Source organism: Vibrio sp. V38_P2S17PM301, from assembly GCF_009904845.1.
GTDB classification, from domain to species: domain Bacteria; phylum Pseudomonadota; class Gammaproteobacteria; order Enterobacterales; family Vibrionaceae; genus Vibrio; species Vibrio proteolyticus.
The window spans coordinates 1-26,277 of the sequence record NZ_WXWO01000054.1 but is presented as its reverse complement, the minus strand read 5'-3'; the positions used below and the strand labels follow the sequence as shown (position 1 = coordinate 26,277).

At 50.3% G+C, this 26,277-nt stretch carries 22 protein-coding genes; 2 read left to right on the top strand and 20 right to left on the bottom strand.

Going from position 1 to position 26,277, the window contains the following annotated elements:
- Positions 1-101: 101 nt before the first annotated feature.
- The 18 genes from CAG64_RS12550 to nirB all read right to left on the bottom strand — a co-directional run bounded on the left by CAG64_RS12550 (position 102) and on the right by nirB (position 21,209).
- Complete coding sequence (locus CAG64_RS12550) at positions 102-962, bottom strand: patatin-like phospholipase family protein (RefSeq protein WP_161447437.1); 861 nt, start codon at positions 960-962, stop codon at positions 102-104.
- Between the two features lie 111 nt (positions 963-1,073).
- Entirely contained in the window at positions 1,074-1,787 is a 714-nt protein-coding gene (locus tag CAG64_RS12545; RefSeq protein ID WP_161447439.1) for a siderophore ferric iron reductase, read from the bottom strand.
- Positions 1,788-1,945: 158 nt separating this feature from the next.
- Entirely contained in the window at positions 1,946-3,127 is a 1,182-nt protein-coding gene (locus CAG64_RS12540; RefSeq protein ID WP_161447441.1) for a tetratricopeptide repeat protein, read from the bottom strand.
- On the bottom strand, positions 3,127-3,747 hold the full coding sequence (locus CAG64_RS12535; RefSeq protein ID WP_161447442.1) for an energy transducer TonB: 621 nt from the start codon (positions 3,745-3,747) through the stop codon (positions 3,127-3,129). Before CAG64_RS12535 ends, CAG64_RS12540 begins: the two co-directional genes overlap by 1 nt.
- The gene (locus tag CAG64_RS12530; protein WP_021703376.1) at positions 3,747-4,151 is read right to left on the bottom strand and encodes an ExbD/TolR family protein; all 405 of its coding nucleotides are present in this window, start codon (positions 4,149-4,151) and stop codon (positions 3,747-3,749) included. Before CAG64_RS12530 ends, CAG64_RS12535 begins: the two co-directional genes overlap by 1 nt.
- Positions 4,148-4,711 (bottom strand): MotA/TolQ/ExbB proton channel family protein, encoded by a 564-nt coding sequence (locus tag CAG64_RS12525; RefSeq protein ID WP_161447444.1) that lies wholly within the window; start codon positions 4,709-4,711, stop codon positions 4,148-4,150. The genes CAG64_RS12530 and CAG64_RS12525 overlap by 4 nt, the downstream gene beginning before the upstream one ends.
- Positions 4,711-6,075: a MotA/TolQ/ExbB proton channel family protein gene (locus CAG64_RS12520; protein WP_161447446.1), complete on the bottom strand. Its 1,365-nt coding sequence runs from the start codon at positions 6,073-6,075 to the stop codon at positions 4,711-4,713. The genes CAG64_RS12525 and CAG64_RS12520 overlap by 1 nt, the downstream gene beginning before the upstream one ends.
- Positions 6,075-6,833 carry a DUF3450 domain-containing protein gene (locus CAG64_RS12515; protein ID WP_021703379.1) on the bottom strand — a complete coding sequence of 253 codons (759 nt, stop codon included), beginning with the start codon at positions 6,831-6,833 and terminating at the stop codon, positions 6,075-6,077. The genes CAG64_RS12520 and CAG64_RS12515 overlap by 1 nt, the downstream gene beginning before the upstream one ends.
- Before the next feature lie 171 nt (positions 6,834-7,004).
- Positions 7,005-7,586: an Lcl C-terminal domain-containing protein gene (locus tag CAG64_RS12510; RefSeq protein WP_161447448.1), complete on the bottom strand. Its 582-nt coding sequence runs from the start codon at positions 7,584-7,586 to the stop codon at positions 7,005-7,007.
- A complete protein-coding gene (locus tag CAG64_RS12505) occupies positions 7,586-9,028 on the bottom strand; it encodes an Lcl domain-containing protein (protein WP_161447450.1) in 1,443 nt (480 codons plus the stop codon). The genes CAG64_RS12510 and CAG64_RS12505 overlap by 1 nt, the downstream gene beginning before the upstream one ends.
- Before the next feature lie 12 nt (positions 9,029-9,040).
- On the bottom strand, positions 9,041-11,323 hold the full coding sequence (locus tag CAG64_RS12500; protein ID WP_161447452.1) for a proprotein convertase P-domain-containing protein: 2,283 nt from the start codon (positions 11,321-11,323) through the stop codon (positions 9,041-9,043).
- A gap of 9 nt (positions 11,324-11,332) precedes the next feature.
- Positions 11,333-13,468 (bottom strand): TonB-dependent hemoglobin/transferrin/lactoferrin family receptor, encoded by a 2,136-nt coding sequence (locus tag CAG64_RS12495; protein WP_161447454.1) that lies wholly within the window; start codon positions 13,466-13,468, stop codon positions 11,333-11,335.
- Positions 13,469-13,480: 12 nt separating this feature from the next.
- Complete coding sequence (locus CAG64_RS12490) at positions 13,481-15,475, bottom strand: prolyl oligopeptidase family serine peptidase (protein WP_161447456.1); 1,995 nt, start codon at positions 15,473-15,475, stop codon at positions 13,481-13,483.
- Between the two features lie 308 nt (positions 15,476-15,783).
- Positions 15,784-16,266 carry a LabA-like NYN domain-containing protein gene (locus CAG64_RS12485; protein ID WP_021703385.1) on the bottom strand — a complete coding sequence of 161 codons (483 nt, stop codon included), beginning with the start codon at positions 16,264-16,266 and terminating at the stop codon, positions 15,784-15,786.
- A 100-nt stretch (positions 16,267-16,366) separates the two neighbouring features.
- The gene (gene cobA, locus CAG64_RS12480) at positions 16,367-17,131 is read right to left on the bottom strand and encodes a uroporphyrinogen-III C-methyltransferase (RefSeq protein ID WP_021703386.1); all 765 of its coding nucleotides are present in this window, start codon (positions 17,129-17,131) and stop codon (positions 16,367-16,369) included.
- 156 nt (positions 17,132-17,287) lie between these two features.
- Positions 17,288-18,139, bottom strand: coding sequence for a formate/nitrite transporter family protein (locus CAG64_RS12475; RefSeq protein WP_161447458.1), 852 nt, complete (start codon positions 18,137-18,139; stop codon positions 17,288-17,290).
- 168 nt (positions 18,140-18,307) lie between these two features.
- On the bottom strand, positions 18,308-18,631 hold the full coding sequence (gene nirD, locus CAG64_RS12470; RefSeq protein ID WP_161447460.1) for a nitrite reductase small subunit NirD: 324 nt from the start codon (positions 18,629-18,631) through the stop codon (positions 18,308-18,310).
- A gap of 13 nt (positions 18,632-18,644) precedes the next feature.
- Positions 18,645-21,209, bottom strand: coding sequence for a nitrite reductase large subunit NirB (nirB, locus tag CAG64_RS12465; protein WP_161447462.1), 2,565 nt, complete (start codon positions 21,207-21,209; stop codon positions 18,645-18,647).
- A gap of 328 nt (positions 21,210-21,537) precedes the next feature.
- On the opposite strand from nirB, the gene CAG64_RS12460 reads away from it, so the two are divergent.
- Positions 21,538-22,086, top strand: coding sequence for a lipocalin family protein (locus tag CAG64_RS12460; RefSeq protein WP_021703390.1), 549 nt, complete (start codon positions 21,538-21,540; stop codon positions 22,084-22,086).
- On the opposite strand, the gene CAG64_RS12455 is transcribed toward CAG64_RS12460, so the two are convergent.
- The gene (locus CAG64_RS12455; RefSeq protein WP_337247453.1) at positions 22,033-22,818 is read right to left on the bottom strand and encodes an MBL fold metallo-hydrolase; all 786 of its coding nucleotides are present in this window, start codon (positions 22,816-22,818) and stop codon (positions 22,033-22,035) included. The two genes, CAG64_RS12460 and CAG64_RS12455, sit on opposite strands and share 54 nt — an antisense overlap.
- A gap of 157 nt (positions 22,819-22,975) precedes the next feature.
- Here CAG64_RS12455 and CAG64_RS12450 point away from each other — a divergent pair, with 157 nt between their 5' ends.
- Complete coding sequence (locus CAG64_RS12450; RefSeq protein ID WP_161447467.1) at positions 22,976-25,135, top strand: S9 family peptidase; 2,160 nt, start codon at positions 22,976-22,978, stop codon at positions 25,133-25,135.
- A 47-nt stretch (positions 25,136-25,182) separates the two neighbouring features.
- Here CAG64_RS12450 and CAG64_RS12445 read toward each other — a convergent pair.
- Positions 25,183-26,277: Nramp family divalent metal transporter (locus CAG64_RS12445; RefSeq protein ID WP_161489316.1), on the bottom strand; the 1,095-nt coding region annotated here is incomplete at its 5' end.

Sequence of the window (26,277 nt, the reverse complement as noted above, 5' to 3'; positions counted from 1 at the left end):
CGGACTCTTTTCAGTGACTCTCGATTGAACTCGAGCCAGCTTAAGGCTGGCTCTTTTTTATTATTGATTCTTTTATTCAAAACCGTTAGCCAAATGAGCTGCTACGCGATTTTCCGCTCCGGCGTCAATTCGAATTTGAATGCTTTGGCATGTTCCCGCCCGGTCACTAAACCCATTTGATACCCTTCCATCAGAACCGACTGTTTCATGGTTAAGCGCTGTACGTGAAAATCTTCCGGCGGTGCAATAACACGAATCACAGCATCGGCTGGCGGGTTATGAATAAACGCCAGCGAGTCATTGTAGTTATCGGCGCGTTTAAGCATGGCATCCGCCAACACAGGATGACGAGCAAACAGTTTCTTCATTAACCAGGGATTACGTGCCTGAGGCATTTCATAGCTGACCGGATGAGACAGAATCACCGTAATATCGCGCGCACCACGACGGTATGCTTCTTTGACAGGGATGGAATCGGCCACACCACCGTCAGTGTAACACCCACCAGAAAAACATGGCGTGTGCTTGTACGCGATTGGTAGTGCTGTCGTTGCCTCAATCGCTTTACTGAAGTTCTCACGGGTCACGCGGTAATAGTCTGCTGATCCAGTGTTCACATTGGTGGCGGCGGCAAGAAACGGAATCGAACTGAAGACACGTTCTTCATCGATGGGATAACGGCGGTTGGACTCTTCAAATAGCCATTTTACGTCAATCAGATCGCCACCTTTAATAAATCGGGTCGGGTCAAAAAAGCGCTTACTGGTGGCAAGCTGAGTAATGACATTAATGCTTCGGTGTGGGTAGTCCGCGAGATAACCAATCAGGTTCGATGCGCCAGCCGAAACACCAATGGCAAAATCATAAGGTTTATGATCCAGCTCCAGAAAAGCATCCAATACACCAGCGGCGAACACGCCCCGCATGGCGCCACCTTCCACAACGATTGCACTTTTTGACATCGGCCTTCCCCATTTAATCACTCAACCAAGTAATTAGGGTATCGGGATCAGCGAGTTAGGGAAAATAGATTGTGCTTATCGATCAGATAGACTGCACCTATTAATCGGTGTTTATTTGCGGTTATCCGGATGACGTGGACAATCAGCACACAGTTCCCTGCCCTGACATTTGAACACCAAACAGCAACTTGTTCGTACCAGTTGCAGTCGTCCACTTTGAGGGTGAACGCTCAGGCTTTTTAAGTGTTTATCCGGCAGTTGGCAGGCGTTCAACCATAACGCAGCCTGCTCAGTTAAGTAGTCATTCGTCAGCTCAGGAAAGAACTGTTGCACTTTGATAATACAACCAAGCAGCAGATCGGCCAGGAGATGATTGGTAAAGCCAGGACGGATTCGGCTCCATTGGCTAATCTGGTCACGGTAAAACGCCAATAACTCCGTTAGCTGCCGACCAGCCTCAGCTATCAGGGTTTCCTCATCACCATGTATATGATTGGCATCGGCAAACCGGTATCCTGCGATGAATTCCGGCTGCACCAGTTGCGCCATGCGATGAATGTCAGGCAAGGTGCGAAAACCATAGATGGAGAGAAAAGCAATATAAACCGGCTGCCAGCATAATAAGTCCCAGGTACGCGTTAACCAGTAAGCACTGCCCGCATCCGGATTTGACTGAGCTAATCGATGGTACAACGCCTGAATCGTTTCCGAGGCCGGGGTACTGATATGAATGGAGAGTTCCGGAACTGGCCCGATTTCTCCGGCGAGATAAGGCGTGATCTGTTTTGCGTGATGAAACAACTCATCAAAAAACCCGTGCTGCATGTTCCGCCTGTTGTTTCCCTACAAGTAACTGACGACACGATTATGCCTTTTTTACCAATAAAAGCAATTAGTTCTCATTTGCGCTCGTGAATAAGAGTCACTTACAAAAAAGCCGGAGCAACATGACTCCGGCTTGGTTATCCCACCAACAACAGCGTTTAGCTGGTTTGCGCTTGATCCTTTGTCTGTTCGCGCAGCTTTGTCAGATACTTGATCCAACTCTTGGCCTGGCGAGACGGTTCGGTAGCATCTGCACGTTTTGCCTGGACCAATGCGGCTTCAATTTGATTGAGTTTGTATAAAGCCCGGGTTTTCGCCAACGCGACATCGGCTTTACGCGCCGGTGAGGTCACTTTATCTAACTCCTTCAACGCGCGCTGATAGTGCCCTTCCTGTACCAACAGTTGTGAGACATTCCAATGGTACTGCGCATTGAATTTCGCGGCTTTTGACCAGAACTCAATTGCTTTGTCCCACTCTTTTGCCTGTTGCCAGTATATGGCTTGTTCTTTGAGCAATTTAGCGTCTGAAGCCGCACCGTTTAACTCTGCTAATTGCTGTGCAGCTCGTTCAGGGATCCCACGTTGCGCGTAGAGTTGGGCTAACAAACGTAAATCCTGCTGGCTTAACTCGACACCTTGCATCTTGGCCAGTGCCAGCGTGTCCAGCGCACTGCGGTTCTGCCCGACGCGTAAATGAAGGCTCACCAACTGACGCCACCAGGCTGATTTCTGCGGTTCCAGTGCGAGTAACAACTTCAGCGTCGGGATAGCGGGCTTCCACTGCTCTAACTCTAACTGCGCACCCAGCTTAAGTTGAAGTGCACTGGCATTGCTACGATTTCCGAAAGCTTCATACTTTGCAATCGCGTTCAACACCGGCTGCCACTTCTCAACCTGATAGTTCGCCTGAGCGATCCGGAACCAAACTTCATCCGCCTTTTGCGTCTTAGGTACCGATTTCACCAACGCATAGTAGTGCTTGAGTGACTGCGTGTACTGGCCGTCATTGAGCAACAAATCGGCCAGCATTTTTTCCGTGTGCCACGCCTGATCGTCGACCAGCGCACCACTGTTAACCGCCGACTTTAACGACGTAATCGCGTTGGTGTTATTACCGTTTTGCCAATACACCACTCCAAGCATTCGATTGATCATCGCCTGGTCGTACTTACGCGATGTATCAATCCCTTGTAACAGTTGGATCGCATCTTTGTACTGCTCCTTCTGCGCCAGGTCGTTCGCTTTTTGTAACCGAATGGCCGTGTACTGGCTCAACTCGGCAGCAAGTGCAGAGGCTGAAAGGAGTAAGACTGATATGCAAAGGAGTAATCGCTTCATCACTTGTCCATCTTAAACTCAATGTTCACGGTTTGCCCTGGCTGAGCAACCCCTTCTCCATCCACCATTTGTGGCTGATATTTCCATTTCGTCAGAGCGCGAATCGCTTCACGTTCAAACACCCCTTCCGGGTTCGCACTCATGACTTTAATGTCCGTCGTACGACCAGAGGCGTCAATGGTAAAACTCAGAACTACGGTTCCTTCGAGACGACGCTTCTGGGCGCGTGGCGGGTAACGCGGCTCAACCCGGTAAAGCGGCATCACTTGTTGAGTGACTCCAAAACCACCGAACTGTGGTGCGCTGACCGCCACACCCTCGACCGCGGTATCGAGCCCCATAGGTTGCAAAGAAGACATCGGTTTTGCCTGCTCAACCGAGCTGGTAGACCGCGTCACTTCGGTTTGCGGGAGTACTTCCGGTTTCTCCGGCGGTTCCGGCAAACTGCGCTGACGACGTTGCGTCTGCTGCTCATTCTCAACCATTACCATGTTGAAACTGAGTGCTTCAGTCGCATCCGGTGCTTTGCGCTGACTGTTGTCCACCATCCAGGCCATAAAGCTAAACAGCGCCATCGTCACGCCGAAAGCCACAGGCAAGGCAATAAGAACTCGCCGCATTAGCCTTTCTCCGCTGCCAGCGCAATGCTCTTGATGCCAGCGCCCTTAGCGGCGTCCATCACTTTCACAACGGTACCGTTGTACGCATGTTCATCCGCCTGAATCACCAGCGACGCATCAGGCTTGTCCAGAATCAGGTGTTCCAATGTTGCCTGAACACGTTCCGCATCGACCATGCGCTTATCTATATAGATGTCGTTAGCCGCAGTGATCGCCACAAAAATACCGGCGTCTTTCTGGCTAACCACATTCGAGGCCTGGGGTCGATTAACCTCCACACCAGACTCTCGTACAAACGAACTGGTCACAATGAAGAAAATCAACATGATAAAGACGATATCCAGCATGGACGTTAAGTCGATCTGCGCTTCATCGTTTCGGGTATGACGTCGACCGAGTCTCATGACTGACTCCTTAAAGCTTGTTCTAATTTTAATTCACGCAAGTTGCAGGCTTTTGCCAACCGGGCATGGACAAACATCCCGGCCAATGCAGCGACCATGCCTGCCATGGTAGGTAACGTGGCCAGCGAAATGCCAGACGCCATCAATTTTGGATTGCTGCTGCCTTGTGCGGCCATCACATCGAAGACCGAGATCATGCCTGTTACCGTGCCAAGTAATCCCAGCATGGGGCAGATAGCGACTAACACTTTAATAAAACTGAGGTTCTGATTCAGCGCAATATGCGCTTCACCGATCCATCCTTCACGGATAGAGCGCGCGTACCAAGACGATTGATCGTGACGCTCTTGCCAACGCACTATCCATTCGGCCTTCTGTTTCGGAAACGTCATTGTGATATACAAAATACGTTCCGTTACCAGCAACCAGCTGACCAGTACAACAGCCGCCAACCACCATAAAACCTGCCCCCCTTGCTGCATAAACTGCGACAACGACAAAGCCCAGTCACTGGACGTTATCGAGGCAGGTAGCCAGGAAAAGGAGAATAACGTATTCATTACGCAGCGTTCCCTACAGCTTGTTTCGCGTTATAGGTAGCCGATTCCTTTTCAGCTTCCGCCGCAACCAGACCAATACCCTGTTTCTCCAGAATATTGCGAATCGCTTCAGCCTGAGAGCTCAAGATGTTGTGGGCCAGCAGCAGAGGCATCGCCGCGACCAGGCCTAAAACTGTCGTCACCAGTGCCATAGAAATTCCCCCAGCCATTACTTTCGGATCGCCATTGCCAAACTGAGTAATGACCTGGAATGTTTCAATCATACCTGTCACCGTTCCAAGCAGACCCAGCATCGGTGCCAGAGCAGCTAAGAGTTTCAGCATTGACAGACCACGTTCCAGGCCCGTCTGCTCATCCACCACGGCTTCAAGTAATCTCAGCTCCAGCGCTTCAACACTGCGGTTTTGTTCTTTGTTGTAAACTGACAGCACGCGACCAAGCGGGTTGTTACCCGGCTGGTCGGGTGTTTTCAACTGCTGACGAATTTTCTGACGCGCAATCGACAGTGACGCTCCACGGAACAGCGCAATGCCCAACCCAACCAACAACAAAGCAATGATGATCTTACCGACCACACCACCTGCATCGAAGCGATCCGCCAACGTTGGCTCTTGCGCTAGTTGCTCCAGCATGATGCCACGCGACGGGTCCAGAGCTAAATGTTGTGTCTCGCCGGAAGCCAATTGCGACGCGACAGAAAGTGTCGGTGCATTGTCCGGTTGTTTCACATAAGCAATCGCATCCTGTCGTTGACCATTCCAATGAACGTAGCCCTGCTCGGTCACCAAACCAAACGCGCCAATACGCGCTGCGTTGACCTGCTCGGTCGCCCCGTCACCATTTATGAAGTTCAATGCACCAGTTGTGACTTCAGCACTCGCATTAATCTGGTCTTGCATCGCCAGCCATAGCCCTTGCAACTGCTTCATAGACGGTAACGATTTGGCTGCGACAATCTCATCGACCACAGAATTGTATTGATTGTGATCCCAGCTGATAACGGAAAATTTCAGTTCCGAATCCAGCTCTTTCGCGTTTTGACGCACGACTCCGAACAACTCACCCAGACTGCCGGTTTCCAGACGCAGCTGTTCTTCCAGACGCGCCAACGTGTCTTCGTTATCGCTGAACTGTTTGGCCAAAGCATCGGTATCGGCTTGAATAGCGTTACGCTTTGCCACCAACTGCGCTCGAAGCGCCGCAAGCTCTTTTTCTGTTTGTTTAAAGCCCGCTTCACGCTGTACGTTGTGTGCCTGCTGCTGCTTGGCCTCTTGTGCCGCTTTGTTAACCAGGCCAGTATCTGCAAATGACGTTAATGGTAATGCCGCCAAACACAGTGCGGCGACTAATGTTTTCATCTTCATTATTGTGCCTCCGCAACAGAAACCGGCAAGGTCACCAGACCCGGTGCAATTTGTTGATTGGCGATACTGAACGCTTTATCCAGCTCGGCTTTAACGCCTGAATCCAACGGCTGCCACTGTTTCGCTGACTGATTCCAGTTCCAGTACTGCCCACCATTCAAACTGCGTGCAACCAGCGACACTCGGCCAAGGTACAGCACATCTGCTTCGATGAGATTACCACCAAGTTCGATTGGTCCCTGATAGCTACCCAGCTTAGTGCCGTAATCCACTTCAATCTGATACGCTTCCAGAATGCGACGATATTTTTCCGCATCACTGACATCTGCGCGAGTCATCAGCGCTTCGAGCTTGTTCACGCGCTCTTCACGCTGCGCTTTTTTAATCGGTTTGTCGTTTTCAATGCTGGTTTTCAGCCCATCAATCATCTGGTACATCAAGGGCACAATGCCCTGACGGGTTTGTTTGATGTCTTCGATCTGAGTTTGTAACGAAACGCTTTCCTGCTGCTGGTTTTCAACTAAGGCAGACAGGTGATTGCGATAAATCTCGAGATTTTTGATCTCTTCCCGAAGCTGTTCAATTTCGGCTTTGTGGGAAAGAGTGGTATCAGCGCTGTTGTCGATGCGTTGCTGACTGGCTGCGGACGCCTTGTTGGTTTTGCTTTGAATCGCTTCGGCTTGATTCAGCGATGTGGCATTTGCACTGCTGATAGTTGTCGCAATCAGCAAAGCAAAGGTAGATTTTGAAAGATTCATAATGGTTATCGGTCGCTTAACGTATGGAACTTGTCCCAATTGATAAAAGCTATCATTATCAATAAAGGTCACATACTAGCGAATTTCACCATTTTTGCAATCAGACAATGTCGAATATCTGCGAATAATATAATCAAAGCCCTGCATATGCAGGGCTTTGGATGGTCAGGCTTATTGATCGCTGACCAAAAGCACACTCGCTTCAAGCATCGTCGGGCCGTAACTCACCACTTCTGCATTACGCACATCAAACAGTATGATTTCACTGGTTGATTGAATATGGCTGCTACTCCAGACGTACGAGCGCACATCTCCGGCGCCATACCCCTCTTCATTGGTTGAATAAGGAAACGCATTCGCAAAGGCTTTGCTGTTCAGAGCTGGCTTCATGCACGCATGCTCTGCCAGTGTCATTAACTCTTTAACGCTGGGCATACGCCATTCACTTTTGCCAGCAAAGTGATACAGCGCGTGGTTCTGACTTTGGTTGATTGACTGTACCTCATTCAATGCCGCCTGCCAGAACATTCCTGTACCTTCGCCATCACAGCGCTGGTTCGTGCTGTTCCACTTTTTCCCGAGTGGACAGCGCATCCAGGTCAAACCGGTGACTTTGTCTTTGATGGTGCCGTTGCTATTGAACGCATAGCGCACATTAGGTGCGCTCTTTTGTAAATCAATCGAGCATTGTTGCCCTGCCATCCCAACTATTGGCATCAGTGATAGCAGGATACTGGTCGTCAATTTTTTCATTATTTTGCCTCCTTGGATACCAGACGGATCGGTAGCTGATACGACGTACCCATTCCAGCTTCAACCTGGTCACTGTATATCTCGACACCATAGGTGATGCCGCGAGTCTCACCGCGCGTCTGGGCAATCTGGATGTAACGCGCCCCTTCTACTTTGTATGCATCGTATTCGGTAAAGAATTCGGTTGATGTCCACACTTCTCCCTCAGCAAATTCGCTGGCCACTGATTGACGAGGAAAGTACTGTGTCGTCAGGCCATAAACGCGACCGTCATCATCCGTTTGCGTTTCGCCAAAATCGATCAGGTCGTAGTATTCGCCAAAGGTCGGCAGTCGCCACTGGTCAATGCCACACACTTTATGTTGATTCAGATACGCGACGTACTCCTCGGTTGAGCAGATACCGTCAGTGGCTTTACAGCCTGTTGCGTCAATATCCGCTGCATATGGTTCAAACTGACCACTGACCTGATAAACGAACAGACGGTCCTTAAACTGAGGTGAAGCAGCATCGTCAACTTTACTTTCCCATACCAGACCGGTTCGCTCGTCGCGCACGCATGACCATTCTTCTGCATCGGCACTTAGCGGCTGACCATTGGCATCCAGCTTGGTCAGCTTGAATCCACCGTCTGCGTGGTCGTAACCGAAATCAGCGTCCTGCCCCGGGTAGTCCGCCTGCGGATCCGAACTGTCACCGGCATCGGAAAAGTAGCTGACGATACCGGTGTCATTGTGCCCCAGCTCCGCAGTAGCATTCACTAGCTCGGCCAACAAGGCGTTCATCATCTCATCTGTTGGCGCAGTCGCCAAAATGACGTCCTGATAGTCGGACAAGTTGCTGCTCAACGCAGCCAGCATCGCATCCGCTTTGGATTTATCCATAGCGGCAATTAATGTCAGCATGTTCTGTTCCAGTGTCGCGTAGTCGTTGCTGTCGCCCTCATTGAGAAGGTTGTTTGACGCCGGCAACCCCATCGCTTTGAGCTCAGCAATGACGTTCGATACCGCAACAGACAAGCTGGCCCCCGCCGCCATCTGCCCTGCAACCAATGTCGTGATGGCATTGATTTGGTTGCCTGAGGTTTTACGTTGACCTGGCGCGACAAGAAATGCGTTCGCTGACGACATTCTGTTCGCATCGCGAGACAAGGAAGAAATGCCGGTATCCAGCGCTACTACCAATGGCGATTCCAAGATGGCCTTGTTGGTACTGGTGATGGTAAAAGCGCCATTTTGTGATGTGGTGGATGGCTCACCGCTGTCACAACGAAAATCTCCGTTAAGATCAGCACACACTTTTTCATTGCCATTGGCCGCTTGTGCGGTCACTGTTCCTGATAAGCTGTAAGTTGGAGCACTGGTGTCAGACCCGCCGGAACCTGAACCACCACAGCCTGCCAGCAACACAGCTGCGGCCAAAGCAGATAGTTGATATTTCATAATAATCATTCTTTATTTAGATGATGAATTAAAGCGCTCACGACGCCAGAACATCAGGCCACTCAGTAGCAGTAGTCCCCACGAGAGTGACCCGCCACCGGACCCGGATTCGTTATTGTTATTTTCAGTAGTGTTATCCGTCGTTTGACGACAGTTGTAGCCTGTCAGCCGTCCAACTGACCACTCGATCAAAGAGCCTGCATCGCCCAGAGAAAAATCGGTGATTTCCAGCCGCCAAGTGCCCGCCAGAGATTCGCCCGTAAACGCCTTTGCCTGAGCATCATGCTGACCCACCCAGTAAAGTGAGCGAGACGACTGAGAGTAAGCCTGATTGGCCATCAAGGTTTGACGTGTTCCGGCCGGAGAAACCAGAACCAACTTTACGTCTTGCAGGTTGTCATGTGCCAGTTTGACGTAAATGACCAGATCATCATCGATGCGCTGACTATCGTCGTTAATAATGAAGTTAAAACTCTTGAATCCGTAATTCACACTTCCGTTGTCTGCTTGCGTGGCATCCGGGATAACCGAGTTTTGCACCCGCACGGTTTGGTTGAGCTGAGGAATGCCAGCGATAAGAGACTGCACATCCGACCAAGTGTGTGTCTGCAAGTTCGGCTGGTACTGATAATCAAGTTGAGTGGTGACAGTGAACACCTCGCCACATACGTTATTTTCAGAGAGCTTAAGCTCTGTGTTCAACGTTTCAAACTTGTCCGAACGCAGCGTTTGAGATTCGCCAGTCGACGATTGAACGCGCCCCTCAACACTGGCTTGCCTGCCATTGCTAAGCAACCGAATCTTGACGGGCTGTCCGCTGTCGACGTAACGCGCTTCAAACTCGGTATTAAACGGTGCTTTCAACAACCCGTGCAACGCCAGGTTTTCCTTCAGCAATCGCTTATATTCACGTGCCGGATAGAGCTTGTCTGCAACAAACATCATACTCTCAGCCAGATCATGCATTTTCATCCCGCGGCCCAGACCATACATGGACTCAAGCACTAAGGTGTCGACTTCTTTAAAGGCCTCTTCACCATAGAGAGCCACACCTTGCTTCAGCGTCTGAAACAGCGGTGTTGACCACAGTTCGTCACCTAACTCTCCAGCCACACTCTCGTGAGCTCGGTATTCACTCTGTTCGAAGTATCGCGCTCGCTGATTCCACAAGCTGCGTGTCGACACTTTGTTACCGAAATAGCCATCCCAGTTAAATAAGGTATCAATCTCAAAGTCACTGCCCTGCTGATACAGTTTGCGGTAACTGTTGGAACCCGCCCAATAGTCGGCAAATCCTTCTGCCAGAGCGCCGGTGTGCCCGTAGCCCCAGTCTGGTACGATTTGATAGTGGATGGCGTGCCCTAACTCATGCACCACAACGTCAGCGTCCATAGCATCCGGAGAACCACCGACACCGAACATCAACGCTTTAGGGCCGAAGAAATAGCTGGAGTTGTTATTGGCTAACCCTCGCGCATCAAACACAAGTGGATCTTCAAACAGATCAAAGCCCAGTGATTGCAGGTACTGCAACGACTGATCAATCTGATAAAAAGCCATCACCTGAACGAAGTCTTCAGAGGCAAATGTGAGACGATTAAGCGCGTTTAAGTCAGCGATTTGCGTCAAACCTTCTTGCGGCAGAAAGGAGGCACTGTCGCTTTGCGACCACGTACCGCTATCCGGGTCCTGCTGCTCAAGGTACGCCGCATCAACTTGCATCACGCGTGAATTTGACAGATAAATTTGTCCACCCACATCAAGTACATCCACCTGACGTTCGACAAAACGAGGCGCATTAGGATAGTCAGACACACTCAGCCAGGGGCCATCCGGCGCAGGTTGCTTGTCCATTGTGCGTAGATCTGGATCCACTACGTTCACCCTGGCAGTCGTGACCGTCCCACTGGCCAGATCGGGCGGCGTTGTCGCCTCAAGTCGACGCGGTTGTTCCAGCTCAGCGGCTGTAATCGCCACGCCGTCACGCAGCACTGTATCTTCGAGGCTCTTAAACACACGTTGCACCACCCCACTGGTGTCGGTGTGAATCACAAGGGTACGTTGCGGTTGATAGGCGCCATCGACGCGGATATCAAAATTGTAGTAATGACCAAGCTGGCTATTCGACTCATAACGTAGCGTTGCGGTTCCTGCCGTTGGGTAATGCAGCTCGACGTAAGTGCGTGCCGCCGCCGGGTCGGCCACCACTTCATTGCCCGCGGGGTAATCCCACTCACCCGCATTCACTGTGGTCGCCGCAAGGCTCAACGCCAGTAAACTCAATTGAGGCTTCATGCTGACTCCTTAAAACGCATAACGCGCGTTGACGGTAAAGTAGCGACCCGGCTCAGTAGAAAAGCGGGTCTGAGACTCAGCAACGCCAGCCACATCCTGGTAGCGCACATATTCGCGGTCGAAAAGGTTAATCACGTTGAGGCTGACATAAGTGTTGGCATTGAAGTTGTAGCCGACGCCCAGATCCACCGTTGCCCAACCAGATGTGGTGGCACAATCCGCTTTCAAACCGAGATCCGTCGCGCAGCTTGGCGTTCTGTCCATGGCATCGGCCCAATTAAGACGTGCGTACCCGTTCAGGTGGCGATTGTCATATCGCAAACTGACGTTACCTTCCAGAGGTGTAATGGAACGAACATATTCGCCGTCATCATCTTTGCCGTTCACCCAGCCTGCTTTGGTCGAAGCGGTCCAGTCGTCAGCAAACGCGTATTCCACCGTCGCTTCCGCACCGTAAGTTTCGACACCGTCGATGTTTTCATAGCGTTTTTCGAACAATCCGCTAGCACCGTTAAAACCTTTGTCGACAACGCTAATGAAGTCATTGAATTTATTGTAAAAAATCGCACCATAAACACGCAGCGCACCGTCATCGTATTTGGTACCGATTTCGAAACTGTCGCTGGTTTCTGCTTCCAAATCGAAATTCGGCAGAATCACAAACGGAGTGATCGGAACAAAATCATGGCTGACGTAACCGTATGTTTTGTCATATTCAGGCGATCGGTAGCCGTGCTTGTAACTGACATAGGCATTGAGATCCGGCGTAAACTGGTAAGCTAAAGAGGCGCTCGGAGACAGCTCGCTGCTGCTGTTATCTTTCAAGTCTTCGTAGCCGATCGCATTGGCATCATCAGCGGTCAGGCGATGCGCGTCGAAACGCAGCCCGAGCATGGCTGTCCACCTGTTCCACTGCATGGCATCCTGGAAGAATACCCCCATAGAATAGCCGCGCGCTGGCGCAAATGGCGTCGAAGAGTCACTGATTCTCCCATTCCAGTCGGAGCGCGTTTCATCGACCGGACGATCGTGGTATGTGGTTTCAATCACAGCACCATACACCATGGTGTGTTCTACACGGCCCACATCCAGCACTTTGTTCACATCCAGCGACCAGCCTATTAATTCATCATTGAAGCGGCGACGTTCGATTTCGCGCCGTTGCTCTGTGATCCCATTGTTGTCACGGTTCATCAGGCGATTGGTGTCTTGATCGTACTCAGTGGTACGGTAGTAAAACTTAGTATCGAGCGCGTCCATCCAGGTGTGTAACGCATCGTACTCAGCCCCAACCCAGAATAGGTACGTCGACGTTGTGTTCTCTTCGTTGTAATCCTTTATATTCCACAGGCCATCAGTCTGAATCGACGCAATGCCCTCTTGGCGCTTCATCGTTTCTGAATACAACTCAGCTTTTGCTTTCAACAGCCACTGATCATTCACTATGTGATGCAGCGTGTATTCCGCACTGACACCGTCGACATCCCGGTTATAGAGATCCTGACGGTGGTTGCGCGTCTCTTCTCCAGTCCAATACGCCGCGCTAAGAAGGCTACTGGTATCGCCGACACGAAACGCCAGATTAGACGCAGCACGATATTTATTACTGATCCCTGTGTACGTCCCGCTGGCATCAACGTAAATATTTTCGCCGTTGAGGAAGTCTTCCGGTGTATTGGATTTGAGGATCACAACACCACCGATCGCACCGGAGCCATAGCTGGTCGAACTGGCCCCTTTTACCACCTGAATCTGTTTGAGCGTCGCAACGTCAAACGAGTTGCGACCGGCGCTATCATTTAAATCATCCGCCCCATAACCATCCGACATTGCGATACCGTCTTTAACGATTACGATACGGTTGCCAGACATCCCTCGAATCGTGATGTTTTGTGGCCGGCCAGCGCCGCCAGTCACACTGACGCCTGGTTCATGGTTTAATGCGTCATACAGCTCTGTTGCACCTTCTTTCTGGATGTCGTCACCGCTGATCACCGCCACCGAGCCAGCCGTTTGTGATAAAGGTTCTTCATATTTGTTGGCGGTCACAACGATTTTTTCATACGTGCCTGGCTCAGATTCAGCGTGCACGAAGCCTGTTGCCAGTGCACTCAGCACAGCAACGTTCACTGGGGAAAGTTTCATTAACGACTCCGGTTAATCAGATGGTTGTAATTGTTCAATCAGAAATGCGTAATCCATCGCCTGCTGCGCGAGGGCATTGCGCCTGTCCGTTGCATGCCCGCTTTGAAAATCGGTTTTAAGAAGATACGGTCCGGCTGTGGTACTTGATTTCGAGATTCGAGCCAGATATTTTGCTCCCTCCCAGTACGGCACGCGCTGGTCATGCCAACCGACTCGGACGAGCAAAGGCGGATACGCCTGGATGCGGATATTGCTCATAGGATCGTAACGCGTCATCGCCGCACGATCTTTGACCGGGTTACCCCACTCCTGATACTGCTGCGCGGTGAGAGGCAGACGGGTATCAGACATACTGGCGATCACATCAACAAATGGCACATTGAGGCTGGCTGCCGAAAAACTTTCCGGGCTTTGATTTATCGCCGCGGCAACCAAAGTTCCACCGGCACTGGCTCCGATAGCAGCGACTTTGCGTTGCCCTTGTTGAAACTCACTGAGCGCTTTGGCCACATGTACAAAATCCGCTACGCCTTGGGTTTTATTTACACCCCGCCCAGCTGCATACCAGAATTCACCGAAATACCCACCGCCGCGCACATGAGCAACGGCGTAGATAAATCCACGATCCAGTAGCGAAGTGATCTGAGGCATAAAATAAGGCTTCATAGTGAAACCATACGCGCCGTAGCCGTACAAAATCACAGGCGAATGCTTGCTTAATGCGGAAGGCTTGTATGCCAGTGTGACGGGGATTTGTACGTTTTCCGACACTACGTCAATCTGTTCGGTTCGGTATTGATCACTTCGGTAATTTGGGTATTCGTCCTGGCTCAGCAACTGACGTGATGCATCGGCCACATCAAGAGCTTCCCATTTCGGCGGCTGAATCATAGACATAGAACGAATATGTATGGTGTTGCTGGCATAATCTCCCGGGCGGCTTAACCAACCAACCGTACCCGATTCAGCGAGCGGTTGTCTGATCCGCACTTTGCCGCTGCGGTCCAAAATGACGAATGTCTCTTGTCCTTTTACACGTTCGGAAAGCACAATGCCGTGTTCGAACAAATAATAGGTGTTAAGTTGAGCGCCATTTTGTGGCTGGTAGATGGCTCGCCAGTCAGAGGTATTGCTCAAAGCCGCCCGATACAGTCGGTTCATGCCAGACAAATTACTGACAAGGTAGACAGCGTTTTCTGCGATATCGGCGTAATACTCAACACCAGTTTTACGCGTGCGGATTGGCGCGGATAACATGCCAGAATTCAGGTTCAGTATCCGCTGCTCACTGGACAACTCATTGTTTACCTGCAACAGGGCATAGCGTTTGTCGCTGGCAACATAAGCAGACAACAACCATCCCGCATCCGCCTCTGAATACACTGTACGAGAGTCCCCCGACTCTAGGTTGTATTCAACCAGATTGGCTGGTCTCAGGTCGCCGTTGGTTTTTCTGATGGTGTACAGACGCGTACTGTTCGTCGACCAAAGGATCTCCGTATCACTGTGCTCGTCGATCACCCGCTCTTGCTGAGTTTTCAAATCAATCAGAGTTATCCGGTACGCTTCGTTGCCTTCATTATCTTCAGCCAGAGCCAGCAAACGGCCATTCGGACTCAGTGACCAATTCGCCAATTGATAATAGCCGTTGCGAGCAGCTCTGGATTCAACATCAAGCAATAGTTTGGATTGTTTGGTGGTTCGGTCTCGCTGAAGCAGCACTCTTTTCTCGTCTTTAACCGTCAGTAGAAACTCGCTTTGACCAAGAATGGTCCAGGGCTCCTGCGCTTTGGTCGGCGTGCTGTCACTCCACTCTTTGATTAACGCCTGCTTAAGGGGCTGCAAATGTTGTAGATATGAATCGGCCAGCTTGTTTTGTTCAGACAGATACGTTTGTACCCGTTCACTGCTGCGGGTGTCATCTCTGAGCCAGGAAAAGTCTTCACTGGCAGACAGATTGGTGGTTAATGCTGATACGGACAACAGAACAACATTCACTCGTTTCATACAATAAACTACAACATTCAAATCATTGATAAGGCGCGTATACTAACCACAAACGATAATGAGATCAATTATCATTTTTATTCAATAGGAAATTATGAGCACATAAACTTCTATCGGACACAAAATCACCAATTTGCGTTAATTTATTGTCTTAATTGAATAAAATTGAGACGAACACTCCCAATGAGCGCATGGTATTGAGGAGGGAAAATCCGAGTTACGGAGAAATAGAACAGAGTTACCAACGATGTGCTGCAGACAATTAGTAATAAAATTGACCGAGCTAAATACAGCCCGGCCAGAGGACATCAATGCCTACGCAGTAGAAAATTATCATCTACAGGAATGAATCGATCACTGACCTCGATCAGATTCTTAGCGGTGAGCCCAGGGACGCCATAAACATCCACACGAGTATTAAACCGTTGCTGAATACGCTCAACCAGAATGTCAAAATCGCCGTCACCTGAGAGCAGAATCACCCTGTCCACTTGTGCAGCGGCTTCGTATACGTCCAGAGCAATACCGACATCCCAGTCCCCTTTCGCACTGCCATCCTGGCGCTGAATAAATGGTTTGAGTATGACGTTAAAGCCGACGCCCCGCAGAATGTGATGGAACTGCCTTTGACCAGGATCGGTCGAGGCGATCGCATAAGCATTTGCAGTGACAACGTCACACCCTTCGGTGGCTACTGACCAAAAAAAGTTGTAGTCAAAATTAGCCCGGTATTTCTCGCGGGTGGTGTAATAGATGTTTTGTACATCCACAAAGATGGCGATTTTTTCCATAAGCTCGAACGTGTCTCTCATCACTAAATTGCGGTTATGATAACAGTTCCCGCCCGTGTTCGCCGGAAAATTACCAGCATCAGACCCTGCGACTGAAGCATCATTCTTGACGGTTAAACCAGGTCAACTTTTCATGCAACGATGTCACACTCCCCACCACAATCAATGCCGGACTCTCGGCAACCCTCCCTAACACAGGCAACTGCTCCAGTGTCCCGGTAAAAACACGTTGCGTGCGCCGCGTACCATTCTCGATGATTGCACACGGCGTTTCCGCTGACAGGCCATGTTTCAGTAACCGTTGCGTAATGTGGCCACTCTGTTTGAGCCCCATGTAAAACACCAGAGTGTGATTGGATTGTGCCAATGAGCCCCATTCGATTTCACGCCCATCTTTTTGTACATGCCCGGTGATAAACTGAACACTTTGCGCATGATCCCGGTGGGTCAACGGAATACCTGCGTATGCTGTGGCGCCCGCTGCGGCGGTGATCCCAGGCACAACTTCAAAAGCAATACCGTGCAAAGCAAGCTCTTCCAACTCTTCTCCGCCGCGGCCAAAAATAAATGGGTCACCGCCTTTCAGGCGTGCTACACGCAAGCCTGCATTGGCTTTCTCCACCAGGATCTGATTTATCTGCTCTTGAGGAACGCAGTGAAAATCGAGTTTTTTACCGACGTAAATCATCTCCGCATCACTGCTGGCCAGAGCCAGAATTTCCGGTGACACCAGGCGGTCATAAACAACCACATCGGCCTGTTGAATGACTCGATATCCTTTTACCGTCAGCAAATCCGGATCGCCCGGCCCAGCGCCGACGAGTGAGACAAACCCGATATTCGCTGGAGTGTGGTTGGTAGTCATAGCAACGCCTGCCTGTTCAGATTTAGATATAAGAAGTAGCACTCAGAGTACACCGCTGCGAGTGACGACTTTTTATAGCTAAGCCAGAAACATCCGAAATAGAAACGTCAATCTAATGCTGGCCCCACCCGTTAGAAATGGGGCCAACCCAAAGGCTTATTTTGCCATCGCCGTGGTTGCAGGGACTGGCTTCTCTTCTGCATTCAGAGCCGGCGCGGTTTTTGCGTGAGTCAGGTACAGAGGCAGACAAGTCATCACAAGGCCACCAATAATGTTACCCAAGATGGTTGGAATAAGATTGAAGTTGAACCAGGTCGCGATGCCAAAATCGGCGCCAAGCATCATACCCAGCGGAAATAGAAACATATTCACGACTGTATGCTCAAAGACCAGCGCAAAGAAGATGAAAATTGGGAGCCACATCATTGCTACGCGACCCGATACGGAACGTGAAGTCATGTTGCCGATAACCCCCAGACACACCATGAGGTTACAAAAGAGGGCGCGAACGAAACAGGTGATCCACCCGTCCATACCCATGTTTTCAAACCCAAGACTGCGTGCAGTCGATACGGCGACAAACTTCTTCGCCACTGCGTTTAACTCTAATGAAAAGTTGCCCGTAAGCGAGATAGCCACAAGGTAAGCAACGATCAGAGAACCAATCAGGTTACCCAAACCAACCAGTCCCCAACAGCGAAAAATACGTCCCCAGGTGATGCCCGGACGGTTGGCAAATCTAGCCAAAGGAGCCAGACCAAATACGCCAGTCACCAGGTCGTAACCCATCACACTGAGAATCACAAAACCCACAGGGAAAACAAGCGCGCCCACCAGGCCAATCCCCGTTTGCACCATTGCAGTAATCGCGACAACCACTGCCAGCGACAAAATGACGCCCGCCATGGTACCGCGCAGCAGAAGATCGCGTGTGCTGGTATTCGTTTTGGCCTCACCAACGTTAATCATGCTTTGCACGAATTCAGCAGGTTTAAAGTCTGTAGACATGTCAGTGTCCTTATTCAAAAAGTGAAAGTTAAAGATTAAATAGAGAAAGATTTCCCAAGACTGAACACTCAGTGTGCAGTGTTGCTTCCTGTCCCCCGACCATAAACAACGGAAACCTTTGTCTATTGAAACTGCCGCCCCTCCCAACATGAAGGAGGGGCGAAACGGCTACGCGCTAATCTCAACGCCGCTGTCAATGACCCGGGCTTTGTATGCTCGAACACTAAAACGCTCGTCTTCCATACAAGCACCTGTTGTCAGGTTAAAACGTTGCTTCTTCAGCGGGCTTGCTACCCAAAGCTCACCTTGATGCTCACAAATCAAACCGCGAGAAAGCACGTTGGATTGGAAGAATGGGTCGGTGTTGCTGATCGCCAGCACTTCTTCCGATTCTGTTGGGCGAAATACCGCCACTTGCTGACCATTAACCAAAGCACAAACGCCAGTGCCCGGTACGATGTCGCTGATTTGGCAAATCTTTTCAAATGACATATTCAACCTTCCCTTATGCTTCAGTGATCGCTACGTGTAGGATGTCGCCTTTCGCTTCAGGGTGTTTCTCCGTGAAGGTCGCTGGGCGGTGTTGTTCGCGTTCTTGTACAAACACAACGTTGTCATCGCGCTTGTCAGAGTTGATGAAGTGCGCGAAACGAGTCAGTTGTGATTCGTCATTGATGGTTGCCGTCCACTCACATTCGTACTCGTCGACAAGCTTGGCTACGTCTGCTTCAAGTTGCGCGTTGATGCCCAGTTTGTCCTCAACAATCACTTCGCGCAGATAGTCGACACCACCTTCTAAGTTTTCCATCCAAACCGATGTTCGTTGTAGTGGTGCAGCGGTGCGGATGTAGAACATCATGAAGCGGTCGATGTACTTAATCAGCGTGTCTTTGTCCAGGTCGCTGGCCAGTAGATCTGCGTGACGTGGTTTCATACCGCCGTTACCACATACGTACATGTTCCAACCTGCGTCTGTCGCGATGATGCCAAGGTCTTTACCTTGTGCTTCCGCGCACTCACGAGTACAGCCAGATACACCGAACTTCATCTTGTGCGGCGTGCGGATGCCTTTGTAACGGTTCTCGATGTAAGAGCCCAGACCAACAGAATCCTGAACGCCGTAACGACACCAGGTTGAGCCAACACAGGTCTTCGCCATACGCAGTGCTTTTGCGTACGCCTGACCGGTTTCAAAACCAGCGTCGATCAGCTTGCGCCAGATCTCTGGAAGATCGTCTTTTTGCACGCCAAACAAACCAATACGTTGTGCGCCGGTTACTTTGGTGTATAGGTCGTACTCTTCTGCGACTGTTGCTAGAGCACCCAGTGCTTGCGGCGTAACTTCACCACCCGCCATACGCGGAATAACAGAGTAAGTGCCGTCTTTTTGGATGTTACCCAGGAAGTTATCGTTGGTGTCGTGCAGCTTAACTAGTTGTGGTTTAAGGATGTGCTCACCCCAGCAAGACGCCAAAATAGAACCCACTAGTGGTTTACAAACTTCACAGCCGTAACCTTTACCGTACTTCTCCAGAAGCTCATCAAAGGTTTCGATCTCTTCAATGCGGATTAGGTGGAACAGCTCCTGGCGCGAGTAAGCAAAGTGCTCACACACGTCGTTCTTCACTTCGATACCAGATTTAGCAAGCTCAGCGTTTAGAACAGACGTCACTAGCGGGATACAACCACCACAGCCTGTACCTGCGCCAGTCACTGCTTTGATGTCCGCTAGCGTATGGTGACCGTCAGCCACTGCCTGAGCGATCTTGCCTTTGGTCACGTCGAAACATGAACAGATCACTGCACTTTCTGGTAGTGCATCGGCCCCTAAAGCGGGTTTCTCAGCGCCTGCGTGTGCGGGAAGGATCAACGCATCTGGGTGTTCTGGCAGGTCAATGCCGTTCAGCATAAGTTGAAGCAGATCGCCGTAGTCAGACGTGTCACCCACTAGTACGGCGCCTAGTAGCTTCTTATTGTCTTCAGACACGATGAGGCGTTTGTAAACTTCTTGTTCTTCGTTTTGGTAAACGTAGCTCTTACAACCTTCAGTACGGCCATTCGCATCACCGATAGAACCCACTTTCACGCCGAGCAGTTTGAGCTTGGCAGACATGTCAGCGCCTTCGAATTTGCTTTCTGTGTTACCTAGCAAGTGGTCAACCGCTACGGTCGCCATCTTGTAACCCGGAGCAACAAGGCCGTAGAACATATCGTTCCAAGATGCACACTCACCGATGGCGTAGACGCTTTCATCCGAGGTTTGACAATGATCGTTGATGGCAACACCGCCACGAGGGCCAACTTCTAGCGCCATTTGGCGAGCCAGTTTGTCTTGTGGACGAATGCCCGCGGAGAAGACGATAAAGTCTGTTTCTAACTCAGTGCCATCAGCAAAACGCATCACGTTACGTGCGTTTGTGCCTTCTGCTACAATCTCAAGCGTGTTTTTGCTGGTGTGAACGTTCACGCCCATACGCTCGATCTTTTGACGAAGTTGGTTACCACCAGCAAGGTCAAGCTGTTCTGCCATCAGTTTCGGCGCGAACTCAACCACGTGTGTTTCGACACCAAGTGCTTTCAGTGCCCCCGCGGCTTCAAGGCCAAGCAGACCACCACCGATCACCACGCCTGATTTGCTGTTCTTCGCGCACGCTTCGATCGCTTTGAGATCTTCGATGGTGCGGTAAACAAAGCAATCTTTGCTCTCATGGCCTTTGATCGGTGGAACAAATGGGAAGGAACCAGTAGCGAGGATCAGATTGTCGTATTGCACTTCACGACCGGTACTGGAATAGACTGTGCGGTTTTCACGATTAATATTAATCGCGCGCTCACCAATCAACATGTTGATGCCATGTTTCTCGTAGAAACCGTGTTTAACCAGCGACAGCTCATCAGCGGTGTGATGAGAGAAGTAAGAGGAAAGGTGAACGCGGTCGTATGCCACGCGAGGTTCCTCACAGAAAACCGTTATGTCCATCTCAGAGACATCGGCTTTCTCGACTAAGTCTTCGATATAACGATGGCCGACCATGCCATTCCCGATGACGACCAGCTTCAGCTTGCTCATATTCTTTCCTGCGAATTCGTTTTGTACTAAGCGCATTTTTAAATGTGAAAGAAAATGAAAAGATGATGTAAATCAATTACAACCTCAAACTACCCTAAAGGGGTAGAACGAAAGAGGTAACCTTACCAACATCCTGGTTTATCAGTACATTTCAGGCAAAGACACTCACTTACTAAGTGACACTCAGGATGAGCGAAAACCCTCAGATCCCATTTTGATGTAATTTTTTTTCATTCCAACCTATGTGAAGTGATCCACTTTTCAATCAGTCACTTATAACCAATAATGAATCTATGTCGCGTAATACCCTGATATTAAAGGAGCTGAAATGAAACTGATGAAATTGGGAGTGATGTGGCTTGTCGCCCTGACAACCTTGATTGGCTGTACAGGTATCCCTGCGAAAGTCGAGCCGGTACAGTCTTTTAATCTGCAACGCTACCTCGGTACCTGGTATGAAATCGCCCGGCTGGACCACAGTTTTGAACGCGGATTAAACCGGGTGAGTGCGACCTACTCTCTGAATCCGGACGGGAGCGTGAAAGTCATTAACCGAGGTTGGAATGAGGAGCTTCAAGAGTGGGATGAGGCAGAAGGCAAAGCAAAATTCGTCGACACACCAGATATTGGCCACCTCAAAGTCTCCTTTTTCGGCCCGTTTTATGGCAGCTATGTGGTGTTCTACTTAGAACCGGATTACTCCACTGCCTTGGTCAGCGGCTACAATACGGATTATTTATGGATCCTGTCACGCAACTCCGTCATTGCAGAAGAGAAGCTGGAATACTACATCGACATCGCAGCCAAAGCAGGATTTGATACCTCAAAGCTTATCTTTCCGGATCAGGAAGCCAAACTTCATAATGGAAGTCAGTAGTGTTCGCGCTTTGATCTTGGTCGCCCGCCAGTGTGTGGTCGGCCGTCTTGGGGCGGTATCGATCAAATGTTGATACGCGTCAGGCGTTAAGCGAATCTCGCCGCCGTGTGCTGCCAACAAAAGCTGGGGCTGCATGGCAAACACTCTGGCCAGAGACGCTCGGTACTTGTTGGGGTGAAACACCGGAAAAGGCGCAATCAGTTTGCGTTTTACTTCAACCATTAAGTCCGCAACGTAAAGAATGTCCTGCTGTGGATGATAAACCGAGAGATCGCGGTCGGTATGCCCCGGTGTTTCCATCACCATCCAATCTTCAAAACCGGGAATGCAGTCGCCGTCGTTGAGTTTATGATCTGCAACCAACCGGCGTGAATACCATAAGTTGGCCTTGGGGGCTCTGAGTCGATTCGCCATCCAGCGTGCCAAAGCTAAATCCGTCAGGTGCATTAAGAAACCATCAATTCCCTGATACCAATCAGCCTCTTTGTTAGCGCTGACAATAAAACACCCCGTCAGCGCACGCAGTTTATGCGCTGCACCGGCATGATCCGGGTGCATGTGAGTCACCACCACCACACGCAAATCATAAAAGCTACGCATCAGTTCTTCTTCAATGAAATGACGCAAATGTGGTATATCCGCCCGGCTAGCACCGTCGAGCAGCATCAGCTTATCCGGGTACTCGGCCAAATAAATGTTTTGTATATAACCTTTAATACAGTGGAGCTGCACAGTGTTCCTGCCTCTGTTGACTTTCCCTAGCAATCTGGTCAGACCAATACTTATTAATACTTTACTGTGAGGCATCGATCCGTGCCACACTGGGATGCTCAGGATGTGACATGTTAACAAGTTGTAAAACCAAACACCCTTTCCTAATTGCATCAGGATGTATCAATACACTTTATCTTGGCGATTATCGCTGCCACACTTGTCTCTACTTGTCTCTGGTTGTAGTTATCAAGGAACCTCTGCTTTGAAAAAAACGTCCTCCGTTACTCCGCCCGTCGCGGAAAAAATCCCTCACGCCCTGACAATGCATGGCGACACGCGTGTCGATAATTATTATTGGATGCGCGACGACAGCCGCACCAACGAGGCCGTTCTCTCGCATTTAAAAGCAGAAAACCGTTACGTCGATGAACAGTTGGCTCACACCCAGGCGTTACAACAACGTCTGTTTAACGAAATTAAAGGGCGAATTGTTAAAGACGACAGCTCGGTCCCCACACGCAAGGGGCCGTTTTATTACTCCAGTGAAGTAACAGGTGATAACGAATATGCCATTTATGTGCGTGCCACAGATGCTGAAGGCACGGACAAACAGGTGCTCATTGATGCCAACCAGTTGGCTAAAGCCCATGATTACTTCAGCATTGGTGGCTTGAGTGTCAGCCCCGACAACAACCTGCTGGCGTATGGCGAAGATACGCTCAGTCGCCGAGTCTACACGTTACGGGTAAAAAACCTGACAACCTTGGAATATCTGCCTGATGTGATTGAAAATACCGCTGGCTATGCCGTTTGGCAAAATGATAACCAAGCTTTTTACTATGTGCGTAAAGATCCACAAACTCTGCTCGGCTATCAAGTCTACCGCCACAGACTCGGACAACCCCAGAGCGAGGACCAATTAGTTTACGAGGAGCCAGACAGCAGCTACTTCACCTTCATGGGGAAAAGCAAAGACCGGCAGGAAATCTACATTTACCACTCCAGCACGGAAACCAGTGGCGTGTCGATACTGGATGCAAACGACCCGGAAGCACTGCCCATCGCATTTTTCCCGCGTGAAGACGGCGTCGAATACGAGATCGCAAAATTGGGCGAGTGGTACTTTATCTACACCAATTACCAAGCAGTCAATTTCCGGTTGATGAAAGTCCATGCCAGTCAGCGCAGTGAACGAAACCAGTGGCAGGATGTGATTGCGCCTCAGGAACATGTCCAGTTAGTGGATTTTACGCTGTTCAACGATCATCTGGTGTACGAGCAGCGAGAGAATGGTTTGGCACGCATCACCGTCAGACGCCTTTCCACCGGTGACGAGTTCGGGCTTCAGTTTAACGACACCGCGTTCACCGCTTATCTGGCGGACAACCACGAGCTCGATAGCGACAACGTAAGGGTCTACTACACGAGCATGACCACGCCCGTCACCTATTATGACTTCTCTTTGGCCGACGGAAAACGCACGCTTCTCAAACAAACCAAAGTACTGGGTGACTTTGAGCCACAGAATTATCGCTCCGAAAGATTGATGATTGCCGCTCGCGACGGACAACGCATTCCGGTGACTCTGGTCTACCGTCAGGATCGGTTTAAGAAAGACGGCACAAATCCGCTCTACCAGTATGCATACGGCTCCTATGGACATACCATCGAACCAGGGTTCTCCTCTACCCGACTCAGCCTGCTGGACCGCGGCTTTGTTTATGCAATCGCACATATTCGTGGATCTGAAATGCTTGGCCGTCCCTGGTATGAAGATGGCAAAAAACTGAACAAGCAGAATACATTTAATGATTTTATCGACGTCACACGTTCACTGATTGACCAAGGGTACGCAGCCGGCGACAAAGTGTTTGCGGTCGGCGGCAGCGCCGGTGGGTTATTGATGGGGGCGGTTGTCAATCAGGCCCCGCATTTATACCACGGCGTAGCTGCTCACGTGCCTTTTGTTGACGTAGTCACCACCATGCTCGACGAATCTCTGCCCTTAACCACCAACGAGTACGATGAGTGGGGCAACCCGAATGAGAAGCTCTACTACGATTACATGCTGAGCTACTCTCCCTATGACAATGTCAGTGCTCAGGCGTATCCGAATATGTTGGTCACCACCGGGCTGCATGACTCTCAGGTGCAGTACTTTGAACCAATGAAATGGGTGGCCAAACTGCGAGAGTTCAAAACAGACGATAATATCTTGCTGTTTAAAACCGATCTGGATGCAGGTCACGGCGGGGCTTCCGGACGGTTTAAGCCAATCAGAGAAGATGCGCTGGAATACGCATTTTTTCTCGACCTGCTCAATATAGACGCCTGAATACAATCAGCCCGGCCCCCAGCCGGGCTCACTTTTCTCTTCAGAGATCAAAGCAGCGCTACCAGCAGATAAGCGTTTAATGCCAGAACCAAGGCCACGATAACCACGCCAGCATATGCTACCCATTTGTTGTTTTTGAACTGCCCCATCAATCGCTCGCTGTTCGTGAACATCAACAAAGGAATGATCGCCAGCGCAATTCCGAAACTCAGTACCACCTGGCTCATCAACAAAATATCGGTGGTGTTGACTCCCCATCCAATCACGACAAAAGATGGTGCCATCGTGATCGTACGGCGCAACCATAAGGGTATCGAGAATCGAACAAAGCCCTGCATGACGACCTGTCCTGCCATCGTGCCGACCACGGTTGACGATAAACCAGACGCAATCAACGACACCCCAAACAGCGCAGCAGCGGCCTGACCGACCAGCGGGGTCAGAGTCAGATATGCGGTTTCAATTTCAGCAACATGTGGATGTCCGCTGGCATGAAAAACCGCAGCCGCCATCGCCACAATCGCAATATTAACGAAACCGGCAATCACCATCGCGATAACCACATCCAACCGCGTTGAGCGAAGCCGAGTCACTTTGCTTTCGCCATAGCTGTTTTTAAACAATGCGGAGTGTAGGTAGATCACGTGTGGCATTACCGTAGCGCCAAGAATACCCGCAGCCAGATAAACCTGACGAGAGTCTGAAAACCCTGGCGTCAACAAGCCACTCAGCATCTCTGTGCCGACAGGTTGCGCGAAGATCAACTCAGCGACGTAGATCATGGCGACCAATAGCAACAAAGCACCGATTATCATTTCAAGAGGCTTCTGCCCTTTCCTGCTGAACATCAAAATCATCACCGTCGCCGCCGCAGTTACCACGGCTCCCTGCATCAGGCTGATGCCAAACAGCAATTGGAACCCAACGGCAGCCCCAATAAACTCGGCCAGATCAGTCGCAATGGCGATCACTTCTGCCTGAATCCAGTAGAAGCCCACCGCCCATTTATTGGGTAGATGGTCACGAAGGTGCTCGGCCAGATTCTTACCCGTCACGATCCCCAGTTTGGCCGACAAATACTGAATAAGCATCGCCATAAGGTTGGCCCACAGCACAACCCACAGCAATTGATAACCAAATGC

What these genes read in the sequence shown, in the direction of transcription:
- CAG64_RS12520 (WP_161447446.1), bottom strand. Translation starts at nt 6,075, where the DNA reads ATGAAGATGAAAACATTAGTCGCCGCACTGTGTTTGGCGGCATTACCA.
- CAG64_RS12450 (WP_161447467.1), top strand. Translation starts at nt 22,976, where the DNA reads ATGTATCAATACACTTTATCTTGGCGATTATCGCTGCCACACTTGTCT.
- CAG64_RS12460 (WP_021703390.1), top strand. Translation starts at nt 21,538, where the DNA reads ATGAAACTGATGAAATTGGGAGTGATGTGGCTTGTCGCCCTGACAACC.
- CAG64_RS12485 (WP_021703385.1), bottom strand. Translation starts at nt 16,266, where the DNA reads ATGGAAAAAATCGCCATCTTTGTGGATGTACAAAACATCTATTACACC.
- CAG64_RS12475 (WP_161447458.1), bottom strand. Translation starts at nt 18,139, where the DNA reads ATGTCTACAGACTTTAAACCTGCTGAATTCGTGCAAAGCATGATTAAC.
- CAG64_RS12495 (WP_161447454.1), bottom strand. Translation starts at nt 13,468, where the DNA reads ATGAAACTTTCCCCAGTGAACGTTGCTGTGCTGAGTGCACTGGCAACA.
- CAG64_RS12540 (WP_161447441.1), bottom strand. Translation starts at nt 3,127, where the DNA reads ATGAAGCGATTACTCCTTTGCATATCAGTCTTACTCCTTTCAGCCTCT.
- CAG64_RS12510 (WP_161447448.1), bottom strand. Translation starts at nt 7,586, where the DNA reads ATGAAAAAATTGACGACCAGTATCCTGCTATCACTGATGCCAATAGTT.
- CAG64_RS12490 (WP_161447456.1), bottom strand. Translation starts at nt 15,475, where the DNA reads ATGAAACGAGTGAATGTTGTTCTGTTGTCCGTATCAGCATTAACCACC.
- cobA (WP_021703386.1), bottom strand. Translation starts at nt 17,131, where the DNA reads ATGACTACCAACCACACTCCAGCGAATATCGGGTTTGTCTCACTCGTC.
- CAG64_RS12515 (WP_021703379.1), bottom strand. Translation starts at nt 6,833, where the DNA reads ATGAATCTTTCAAAATCTACCTTTGCTTTGCTGATTGCGACAACTATC.
- nirD (WP_161447460.1), bottom strand. Translation starts at nt 18,631, where the DNA reads ATGTCATTTGAAAAGATTTGCCAAATCAGCGACATCGTACCGGGCACT.
- nirB (WP_161447462.1), bottom strand. Translation starts at nt 21,209, where the DNA reads ATGAGCAAGCTGAAGCTGGTCGTCATCGGGAATGGCATGGTCGGCCAT.
- CAG64_RS12545 (WP_161447439.1), bottom strand. Translation starts at nt 1,787, where the DNA reads ATGCAGCACGGGTTTTTTGATGAGTTGTTTCATCACGCAAAACAGATC.
- CAG64_RS12525 (WP_161447444.1), bottom strand. Translation starts at nt 4,711, where the DNA reads ATGAATACGTTATTCTCCTTTTCCTGGCTACCTGCCTCGATAACGTCC.
- CAG64_RS12550 (WP_161447437.1), bottom strand. Translation starts at nt 962, where the DNA reads ATGTCAAAAAGTGCAATCGTTGTGGAAGGTGGCGCCATGCGGGGCGTG.
- CAG64_RS12535 (WP_161447442.1), bottom strand. Translation starts at nt 3,747, where the DNA reads ATGCGGCGAGTTCTTATTGCCTTGCCTGTGGCTTTCGGCGTGACGATG.
- CAG64_RS12505 (WP_161447450.1), bottom strand. Translation starts at nt 9,028, where the DNA reads ATGAAATATCAACTATCTGCTTTGGCCGCAGCTGTGTTGCTGGCAGGC.
- CAG64_RS12530 (WP_021703376.1), bottom strand. Translation starts at nt 4,151, where the DNA reads ATGAGACTCGGTCGACGTCATACCCGAAACGATGAAGCGCAGATCGAC.
- CAG64_RS12500 (WP_161447452.1), bottom strand. Translation starts at nt 11,323, where the DNA reads ATGAAGCCTCAATTGAGTTTACTGGCGTTGAGCCTTGCGGCGACCACA.